The 9,058-nt window shown below is 64.7% G+C and carries 13 protein-coding genes and 1 pseudogene; 9 read left to right on the top strand and 5 right to left on the bottom strand.

The window, feature by feature from the left end:
* The coding region (locus Q7T45_RS10835) for an aconitase family protein (RefSeq protein WP_304870556.1) at positions 1-632 on the top strand (632 nt) is incomplete at its 5' end.
* Between the two features lie 130 nt (positions 633-762).
* A complete protein-coding gene (locus Q7T45_RS10830; RefSeq protein WP_304744634.1) occupies positions 763-963 on the top strand; it encodes a hypothetical protein in 201 nt (66 codons plus the stop codon).
* 77 nt (positions 964-1,040) lie between these two features.
* Here the strand turns inward: Q7T45_RS10830 and Q7T45_RS10825 are convergent, their stop codons facing one another.
* Positions 1,041-1,625 carry a hypothetical protein gene (locus tag Q7T45_RS10825; RefSeq protein ID WP_304870554.1) on the bottom strand — a complete coding sequence of 195 codons (585 nt, stop codon included), beginning with the start codon at positions 1,623-1,625 and terminating at the stop codon, positions 1,041-1,043.
* 188 nt (positions 1,626-1,813) lie between these two features.
* On the opposite strand from Q7T45_RS10825, the gene Q7T45_RS10820 reads away from it, so the two are divergent.
* Positions 1,814-2,113 (top strand): DUF1330 domain-containing protein, encoded by a 300-nt coding sequence (locus Q7T45_RS10820; protein ID WP_304870553.1) that lies wholly within the window; start codon positions 1,814-1,816, stop codon positions 2,111-2,113.
* A gap of 10 nt (positions 2,114-2,123) precedes the next feature.
* Here the strand turns inward: Q7T45_RS10820 and Q7T45_RS10815 are convergent, their stop codons facing one another.
* Complete coding sequence (locus tag Q7T45_RS10815) at positions 2,124-2,321, bottom strand: hypothetical protein (RefSeq protein WP_304870551.1); 198 nt, start codon at positions 2,319-2,321, stop codon at positions 2,124-2,126.
* A 92-nt stretch (positions 2,322-2,413) separates the two neighbouring features.
* Positions 2,414-2,734 (bottom strand): hypothetical protein, encoded by a 321-nt coding sequence (locus tag Q7T45_RS10810; RefSeq protein ID WP_304870550.1) that lies wholly within the window; start codon positions 2,732-2,734, stop codon positions 2,414-2,416.
* Between the two features lie 175 nt (positions 2,735-2,909).
* On the opposite strand from Q7T45_RS10810, the gene Q7T45_RS10805 reads away from it, so the two are divergent.
* The 5 genes from Q7T45_RS10805 (at position 2,910) to Q7T45_RS10785 (ending at position 5,805) form a co-directional block, all read left to right on the top strand.
* Positions 2,910-3,308 carry a metallopeptidase family protein gene (locus tag Q7T45_RS10805; RefSeq protein WP_304870548.1) on the top strand — a complete coding sequence of 133 codons (399 nt, stop codon included), beginning with the start codon at positions 2,910-2,912 and terminating at the stop codon, positions 3,306-3,308.
* 102 nt (positions 3,309-3,410) lie between these two features.
* Complete coding sequence (gene leuD / locus Q7T45_RS10800) at positions 3,411-4,016, top strand: 3-isopropylmalate dehydratase small subunit (protein WP_304870546.1); 606 nt, start codon at positions 3,411-3,413, stop codon at positions 4,014-4,016.
* A gap of 108 nt (positions 4,017-4,124) precedes the next feature.
* Complete coding sequence (locus Q7T45_RS10795; protein ID WP_304870543.1) at positions 4,125-4,916, top strand: hypothetical protein; 792 nt, start codon at positions 4,125-4,127, stop codon at positions 4,914-4,916.
* A 97-nt stretch (positions 4,917-5,013) separates the two neighbouring features.
* On the top strand, positions 5,014-5,427 hold the full coding sequence (locus tag Q7T45_RS10790; RefSeq protein ID WP_304870541.1) for a hypothetical protein: 414 nt from the start codon (positions 5,014-5,016) through the stop codon (positions 5,425-5,427).
* Positions 5,428-5,460: 33 nt separating this feature from the next.
* Positions 5,461-5,805 carry a cytochrome c gene (locus tag Q7T45_RS10785; protein ID WP_304870539.1) on the top strand — a complete coding sequence of 115 codons (345 nt, stop codon included), beginning with the start codon at positions 5,461-5,463 and terminating at the stop codon, positions 5,803-5,805.
* Between the two features lie 180 nt (positions 5,806-5,985).
* On the opposite strand, the pseudogene Q7T45_RS10780 reads toward Q7T45_RS10785, so the two are convergent.
* Both Q7T45_RS10780 and Q7T45_RS10775 read right to left on the bottom strand, forming a co-directional pair.
* Positions 5,986-6,330 (bottom strand): annotated as a pseudogene (locus Q7T45_RS10780) (CoA ester lyase); the annotation flags it as partial.
* A 38-nt stretch (positions 6,331-6,368) separates the two neighbouring features.
* Positions 6,369-7,370, bottom strand: a complete 1,002-nt coding sequence (locus tag Q7T45_RS10775; protein ID WP_304870537.1) for an adenosine kinase — start codon at positions 7,368-7,370, stop codon at positions 6,369-6,371.
* Between the two features lie 94 nt (positions 7,371-7,464).
* On the opposite strand from Q7T45_RS10775, the gene murJ reads away from it, so the two are divergent.
* Complete coding sequence (gene murJ, locus Q7T45_RS10770; protein WP_304870535.1) at positions 7,465-9,021, top strand: murein biosynthesis integral membrane protein MurJ; 1,557 nt, start codon at positions 7,465-7,467, stop codon at positions 9,019-9,021.
* Positions 9,022-9,058 lie beyond the last annotated feature (37 nt).

The following is a 9,058-nucleotide window of genomic DNA, read 5'->3' as shown; positions in this document are numbered from 1 at the left end:
GCATCGGCACGTCCGAGGTGGAGCATGTGCTCGCCACCCAGACGCTGATCCAGAAGAAGGCGAAGAACATGCGCGTCACCGTCTCCGGGCCGCTGCCCGAAGGCGTCGGCGCCAAGGACGTGGTGTCGATATCCGGCTTCGTGCCGGATCCGGACCAGATCGCCGACGAAGCCAAGCGGCTGTCGAAACACCGCGCGCTGAAATATATGGGCCTGACCGCCGGCACCAAGATCACCGACATCAAGCTCGACCGCATCTTCATCGGCTCCTGCACCAACGGCCGGATCGAGGATCTTCGCGCGGCGGCGAAAGTCGTCGACGGCAAGACCGTGAATGCCAATCTCAGCGCCATGATCGTGCCGGGGTCCGGCATCGTGAAGGAGCAGGCGGAAGCCGAAGGCCTCGACAAGATCTTCATCAAGGCCGGCTTCGAATGGCGCGAGCCGGGCTGCTCGATGTGCCTGGCCATGAACCCCGACAAGCTCGCGCCCGAAGAGCGCTGCGCCTCGACCTCGAACCGCAATTTCGAGGGCCGTCAGGGTTTCAAGGGCCGCACCCATCTGGTGTCGCCGGCGATGGCGGCAGCGGCGGCGATCGCCGGGCATTTTGTCGACATCCGGGAGTGGCGGTAAACCGCCACTTGATCAGGAGGTGGCGGTAAACCGCCACTTGCCTCAACCCTGACATTTCCCGGAAACCTCCCGTTAAAGAACCGGGAGCAGACTGACCCCTTGCGGGAATGAATTTCGCAGGGAGCGGGCTGTGGCCGACAAGCCGGTATTCGTCGATCTGATCAGCGAGGCGACCCGCCAGGTGCGGCGGCGCATCGTGCGGCAGGTCGTGGCGCCCGAGGCCAAGCACGAATCGCGGCTCGCTCACCGCTCGAACGGGATGGCGCAGTGGCGGGAGCAGACGTTCACGCCATGGAAGCTCAAGCCCTGGAACTGGAAAGATTGGGATTGAGCGCCGGCCATGACGGCCTGCGACCGACATCAGGCGCCCCATCGGGCGCCTGAATCATTTCAACTGCGTTGCTGATCTCACCAATAGACCGGCAAGCGATGGCGAACGCGCCAGTGGTGGTGATGCCACGGGCGATAGCGGCAGATCTTGCGCGGGCCGTAATAGGTCCAGACCACCTTGCAGAACCGGCGCGGGTAGTAATAGCGCTGCGGATAGTAGACCGGCGCGTAGCCATAGTAGCGCGGGCGGATATGGTGGCGATGATGGAAGTAGGCGCGTCGCGGCCCGACATGATGGTGCCGGACAATTCCCGGCGCGGTGAAACGATAGCCGCCGCCCCGATGGAATGCCGGAGCTGCGCGAAAACCGCCACCGCGAAACACGGCGCCACCGCCGCGGAAACCTCCACTGTGAATGGCTGCACCGCCACCCCGGAAGCCACCGCCACCGCCGCCACCATGGCCGTGGCCACCTCTGACTTCCGTCGTCAGTCCGTCCGAGGCGTATTTCGCTGATGGCGCGGCACCGGGATTGATCAGCGACAAAGCCTCGGCGCGCTGGCCCGTCGCGGCCGTGAGCAGCAGCATCGCAGCCGCCGCAAGACCCAACGAGCGGAAGGAACTGCGGATCGCGCCGCGTCCCCGATCTGGAACCTTCATCATGAAAACCTCCCCGAATGAATGACGAAGGCGAGGCCATGCAGCCATCGGCCGTTCGGCAAGTCCATTTGCGATCGCTCCCGATATTAAATTAAGTTTGGCGACGTGAACGCGCCATGAATGAAGCGCGAATTCAAGATCGCCGCGGCTTGCGGCAGCAAGCGCGCATCAGCGCCGGACAGGAATTCCACATGACCGTCTATGTGATCGTGCAACTGAAGATGACGGACCGCGCCGCCTATGATCGCTATCAGGCCCGGTTCTTCGACGTGTTCAGAAAATTCAGCGGGCGGCTGCTGTCCGCGGATGAACACCCGTTGGTGCTGGAAGGCACGTGGGATCGCGACAAGCTGGTGCTGATGTCGTTTCCCGACGAGGCCGCCTACCGTGCCTGGGCGGACTCGCCGGAGTATCAGGAGATTTCGAAAGACCGCAAAGCCGGCGCGCAGGCCGTCGTGCTGCTGGCGAAGGGGTTTGCGCCGAGGGCTTAGCTAGCCGCGATTACCACCAGCCCGGTCCAAAGCCGAAGCCGAACGTGAATGGCGCCGGCACGGAATAGGGATATGGCCGATAGTAATAGGGCCTGGCGTAATAACGGGGGTGAGGCCGGTGATACGTCCGGTAGCCGTGGTGATGATATCGCCGATGGGTGCGCCGCGCGCTGATGTCGGTCGCGCGCTGTGCGGCCGCTGTTTGCATCGTCGGTTTCGAGGACGCCGCGGCTGTCGCAGCCTGGCCGCTAACGGCCAAAGCTACCGTTACGATGGCTGCGCCAATCCACGTCTTCATGACTAGCCGGGCCGCCAATAGCAGTTCATGCGCGGCGTGATCACCGTGCCGCTCGGCCGGTATTCCTGCACATAGGTCGCGGTGCAGTCGCGCACCGCATTGCGACCGGGATTGTACTGGGGATAGACGGGCGGTCGCCACTCTTCACGGGGATACACCGGCACGCGGCGGATGACGCGCCGCCGCTGTTGTGCCGACGTATCGGTCGGCGCGGCCTGGGCAGTCCTCATTCCGGAAGGCGCGGTTTGCGCCTGCGCGACCGCTCCGGACATCAAGAGTCCGGCAAACGCAGCCAGTGTTGCCGCCGTCACAATCCGCATCATCACGCCTCAGGCCAGTTGGTGGCCGCAACGTCTCCGATTGCCGCGCCGAGGTCAACTCATTCGGGCCACAAAACCGGTAGGGCATGCCGGGGGAACCCGCGAAGCCCTTTGTTTGACGCGTTTTCTTCACACGAACCGGTACCCACTTCGCTCGAAAACGCTATAAGCAGAGCCGATGTGGACAACAGCAAAAGCGCCGTCGCTGGCTGAGATGGAGGCCATGGCGCACGAGATTTTCGAGCGCCTGCCCAAGGGATTCCGCGCGTTGTGCGAGGGCGTGATCCTGCGCGTCGACGATTTCCCGACCGACGAGGTGCTGGAGGAAATGCGGGCGGAAAGCGAATTCGACCTGCTCGGCCTTTTTCAGGGCATTGGACTGCCGTTCCGCAGCAATGACGACAGCGGCCGGCTGCCCAACATGGTCTGGCTCTACCGCCGCCCGATCCTGGATTACTGGGCCGAACATGAGGAGACGCTGGGCCATATCGTCCGCCACGTGCTGATTCACGAAATCGGCCACCATTTTGGCCTGTCGGACGCCGATATGGAGGCGATCGAGGCGCAGGCCGATTAGGGCTTTGTCAGGCGATTTGCCCTTTAATGCCGGGTCTATTCGCGATAAACCATCCGCCGAACCCAACCCTTGAAGCTAAACCCTGGCCGAGAAGTGCAACCGATGGACAAGTTCACCACGCTGGAAGGCGTCGCGGCGCCGCTGAAGATCATCAATGTCGATACCGACATGATCATCCCGAAACAGTACCTGAAGACCATCAAGCGCACCGGCCTCGGCACCGGGCTGTTCTCGGAACAGCGCTACAAGGACGACGGCAGCGAGAACCCGGATTTCATCCTCAACAAGCCGGCCTATCGTCACGCCAAGATCCTGGTCGCGGGCGACAATTTCGGCTGCGGCTCGAGCCGCGAGCACGCGCCGTGGGCGCTGCTGGATTTCGGCATCCGCTGCGTGATCTCGACCTCGTTCGGCGACATCTTCTACAACAACTGCTTCAAGAACGGCATCCTGCCGATCCGCGTCACCCAGGACGACCTCGACAAGCTGTTCGACGATGCCGAGCGCGGCGCCAATGCGACGCTGTCGATCGATCTCGCCTCCCAGGAGATCCGCGGCCCCGACGGCGGCACGGTGAAGTTCGAGATCGATCCGTTCCGCAAGCACTGCCTGATGAACGGCCTCGACGACATCGGCCTCACCATGGAGAAGAAGGCGTCGATCGACGCCTATGAGGAAAAGGCCAGGACCGCGCGCGCCTGGGCCTGATCTCGTTTTATTAAGACGCGTTTTCTTCACGCGAACCGGTTCCCACTTCGCTCGAAAACGCTTTCGCCCGCGAGCCACTTCGCACAAAAGCGCTACGGAAGGTGACGCATGCGGCCTGACGTCGTCACCTTCTGGCATGGCCCGCTCGACCGCCTGCGCCAGACCTGCCTCCGCTCGCAGGTCGAGGCCGGCCATAACGTCACCGTCTACAGTTTCGATCCGCTGGCGGGCTTGCCCGACGGCGTCGGCAATGCCGAGGCCGAAGCCATCCTGCCGCACGCCTTCTCCGAAAAGCTACGTCCGCCGCAACCGGACGGAAGCTGGCGCGACTGGACCACGCTGCAGTTTTCGGATTTTTTCCGGATGCGGCTGATGGCAGAGCGCGCCGGGCTGTGGCTCGACGCCGACGTGCTGCTGCTCAAGCCGGTCGAAATCGATCCGGCCAAGCCCTTTTTCGCCTGGGAACGCCCACGCCAGCTCGGCAACTCGGTGCTCTATCTGCCGGCGGACGATCCCATCGTCGTGGCGTTCGAAGCGCTGATGCGGCAGGACGAGCTGACGCCGGACTGGCTGGCGCTACGGCATCGCATGGTCTTCAGCTGGCGCAAGCTGCGCGGCAAATCGAACCGGCTCGCCGACATTCGCGTCGCGATCTTTGGGCCGGCGGCGCTGACCGCACTGGCCGCGCGCGGCGGCGAACTCGGTTACGCCTTACCGAAGAAATCGTTCTACGCCGTTCACGCCGAACCGGCGCTGTTCTTCGATCCCTCCGATTTTGCATCCCTGATCGGCGATCCCGACATCACGGGGCTGCACATTTCACCGAAAGGCCGTGGCAACGAGCCGCCGGTGCCCGGCAGCCTCTATGCATGGGCGGCAGAGCGGTTCGGCCGGCCTTAGGTCGCCTCCGGCGCCGCCGGCGAGCTTGATCTACCGCAACGACCGTTCCCCTGGTTGCGCTCATATGGGTCAAATTCTGCACCTAGCGGAGGCACCCATGACGGCCCAAGAGCACCCGTTTTCTCGCGTCGAAGCGCTGATCAATACCTTTGCCGACTGGCTCAGGCACCGGCAGGACCTCAGCGAGATTCGCCGGATGGACACGACCCAGTTCGACAAGATCGCCAGCGATTTGCGGGTGTCGCCCAGCGAACTCGATGAGTTGGTCCGGCAGGGTCCGCACGCCGCGGACGAACTGCCCAAGCTGCTCAAGGTTCTCGGCATCGACGAAGCCGATCTGGCGCGGACCGAGCCCATGGTGCTGCGCGATATGGAACGGGTCTGCGCCTTGTGCGCCAGCAAGCGCCAATGCGACCGCGATCTCGCCGACGGGACCTCGGCCGAGCATTATGAGGGATATTGCCTCAACGCGCCCACCATTGACAGCCTGAACCGACCGGTGAAGCAGTAAGGTCTGGCGCCGCAGGCCAGTGGATAAATGAAGATGTCGCGCACGGTCTGGATACGCATTGTGCTGGCCGCCGCAATCGCGCTGGCGGCGCTGTTTTTCATCCGGCTGCACAATGCCGGCGGCGCGTCCTCCGACAGCGCGACGGGATATCGCCTGGCTGCCGCCTGGTGCAAGGATTGTCACTCGATCGAGGCGGCGACCGCCGGGGCCAGCAGCGGCCCGCCGGATTTCACCGCGATCGCCGACAGGCGCGCGACCACCGCGCTTTCGCTCAAAGTGTTCCTTCAGACCAGCCATCCCACCATGCCGAACCTCATCCTCAAGCCGGATGAGAGCGACAGTCTGGTGAATTACATTCTGAGCCTGAAGCGGAATTAATCCCGTCAAGACTGTCCCATCGCAGAGATTGTTCTTCTTCCCCTCTCCCCTTGTGGGAGAGGGTGGACGCGATGCGCAGCATCGCGGAGGGGTGAGGGGTTTGTCTCCGCGGATAGAGACCCCTCATCCGGCGCGGACTGCGTCCGCGCCACCTTCTCCCACAAGGGGAGAAGGGAAGAATCAATGCGCCATCGCCGCGATCGCGTCGGCGATCGCAATCGTGCGCTTCGCCATGTCGGCGTGCAACCGCTCCACCATCTGGCCGTCGAGCGAAATCGCGCCGCGCGCGGCGTTCTCCGGCCGCTCGAACGCCGCGATGATCTTGCGGGCGTGGGCGACTTCCTCCGCCGGCGGCGTGAAGATTGCGTTGCAGGCCTCGATCTGGCCGGGATGGATCAAGGTCTTGCCGTCGAATCCGAGATCGCGGCCCTGCGTGCATTCCTGGCCGAAACCGTCGACATTGCTAAAATCGCTGTAGGGTCCGTCGAGAATTTCGAGGCCGTGGGCACGGGTGGCGAGGATGCAAGGACAGGGGCCGCGTTCTCGCCGCGGTGAAGAACCCCCTACACCGGCAACCCATTCTGCTGCGCCAGTTCCTTCAGCGAGGCCTGCGGCCGCGCCCCGATGTGCTGAATCACTTCCGCCGCCGCGAGCGCCCCTAACCGTCCGGCATTCTCGAAGCCGGAGCCGCGCACCAGGCCGAACAGGAAGCCGGCGGCGAACAGGTCGCCGGCGCCTGTGGTGTCGACCATGCGGTCGATCGGGAAGGCCGGCACAGCGACGACACCGTTCTTCGACGCGACCACGCAGCCCTTCTCGCTGCGGGTGACGATTCCGAGTTTTGTATCCTCGCGCAACTGTTTCAACGCCGTCTCGAAGTCGGACGTCTGGTACAGCGAATGCAGCTCGGCTTCGTTGGCGAAGATAAGATCGACGGTACCCTTACGCATCAAATCGAGAAACTCGTCGCGGTAGCGATCGACGCAGAAGGAATCCGACAGCGTCAGCGCCACCTGGCGGCCGGCGCCGTGGGCGATGGTGGCGGCTTTCACGAACGCTTCCTTGGCGCTCTTGGGATCCCAGAGATAGCCTTCGAGATAGATGATGCCGGAGGCCGCGATTTGGGCTTCGTCGATATCGGCAGGCGTCAGGTCCTGCGCGGCGCCGAGATACGTGTTCATGGTGCGCTCGCCGTCCGGCGTCACCAGAATGTAGGAGCAGCCGGTGGCGGGTCCGCCGGCCGCGGCCTTGGTCTCGAACGTGACGTCGGCGGCGCGGATGTCGTGGGTATAGAGACGGCCGATCTGGTCATCCCGGACCTTGCCGACATAGGCGGCGCGGGCGCCGAGATTGGCGATCCCGACAATGGTGTTGGCGGCCGAGCCGCCGGACATTTCGGTGGCCGGGCCCATGTCGTTGTAGATCGCCAGCGCGCGGGACTCGTCGATCAGCGCCATGCCGCCCTTGGTCATGCCGTGGCGGGCCAGAAAGGCCTCGTCGGTCTGCACCAGCACGTCGAAAATCGCATTGCCGATCCCGAGAACGTCGTATTTCGCTGTGGTCATCGATCAGTCCTGTTGCGGCAATGGCGGGGTTTTAGGTGCTGCGGCCTATCACGATCGGCCTATGGCCAGCAAGCGACGCTGCTATAAGACGACAATGATCCGCTCCTTCCTCACGGTCTCCTCGGGAACGCTGGCCTCGCGGCTGCTCGGCTTCGCGCGCGATGCGATGCTGGCGGCGCTGCTCGGCACGGGTGCCGTCGCCGATGCGTTCCTGGTGGCGTTTCAGGGGGTCAATGTCGTCAGGCGCCTGCTGACCGAGGGGGCGCTGAACGCCTCATTGGTGCCGGCCTGGCTGCGGGTGCGCGAGACCGAAGGTGCTGTGGCGGCGGCGGCGTTCGCGGGCAGCGTGCTCGGCACCGTCAGCGCCGCACTGGTGGCGGCGGCGGCCTTGATCGGCCTCTTGATGCCGCTGGTGATCTCGGCGCTGGCGCCGGGCTTTGCCGCGACGGCGACGCTGCAACTGGCGGTCGACGACGCCAGGTTGATGCTGCCGTATCTCGCCTTCGCCGGCCCCGTCACCGTGATGATGGCGCTGTTGAACGCGCAGGGACGTTTTGCGCTGACCGCTTTCTCGCCGCTGCTGTTCAACATCGCGCTGATTGCGGTGATGGCGGCGCTGCTGGTGTGGCGGCAGGACGCCGGCTTCGCCGCGCTAATCGTCGCCGCCACGGTGGGTTTGGCCGGGCTGCTGCAATTGCTGATCCTGGTGTCGCATGGCGGCGGAATCGCAACGCCGCTGCGCATCAGCTTCGATCCGCAGATGCGCGGCTTTCTCGGCAAGGCGGTTCCCGGCATGATCGCCGGCGCGGGGCCGCAATTGCTGATCCTCGGCGGCGCCGTCATCGCCTCGTCATCGCCCTCGGCGGTGTCGTGGCTGTATTTTGCCAATCGCCTGATCGAATTGCCGCTCGGCTTGGTCGGCGTCGCCATGGGCGCCGTGCTGGTGCCCGAGCTGACGCGCGGCGTGCGCGCGAACGATTCCGGCGCCATCGCGCATGCCGAATCGCGCGGGCTCGAACTCAGCGTCGGCCTCGCGCTGCCGGCGACGCTGGGATTGATCGCGCTCAGCGAACCGATCGTGCGCCTGCTGTTCCAGCACGGCGCCTTCACCGCGGCCGATACCGCCGCAACCGCGCAGGCGCTGATGTGGCTGGCGCTCGGCCTGCCCGCGCATGTATTGATAAAAGCGCTGTCGCCGGCGTTTTTCGCGCGCGAGGATACACGCACGCCGCTGTGGGCGACGTTGAAGGGATTTGCGCTCGCGATCGTGCTGGCCGTGGTGCTTGGCCATATCTACGGCGCGCGCGGGATCGCGGCGGCGATCGCGCTCGGGGCGTGGAGCAGCGCGCTCAGCCTGATCCGGCAGGGTGCTGCGACCTTCGGTTTTTCGATTGATGCCGCCGCGTGCCGGCGGCTGCCGCGCATCGTCGTGGCGGCGCTTGTCATGGGCGGGCTGCTGTGGCTGGCGGCGGCGTTCGTACTGCCCACAGCGGCAACCGCACACGGCCTCGTGCAGGCGGCGCTGCTGGGAGTGCTGATCGCGGGCGGAATGGCGGTTTACGGCGGACTTCTGGCCTGGTTCGGCGTCACCAGCTGGGCCGAAGCGGTGACCGCGATCCGCCAAACCAGGGCTTCCGGCTTGCGCAGCTAGGCCCCGCGTGGCATGGGACGGCCCGAAACAGGGAAGC

The organism is Bradyrhizobium sp. (genome assembly GCF_030646015.1).
Lineage (GTDB): Bacteria > Pseudomonadota > Alphaproteobacteria > Rhizobiales > Xanthobacteraceae > Bradyrhizobium.
This window is presented reverse-complemented; position numbering and strand designations above follow the sequence as displayed.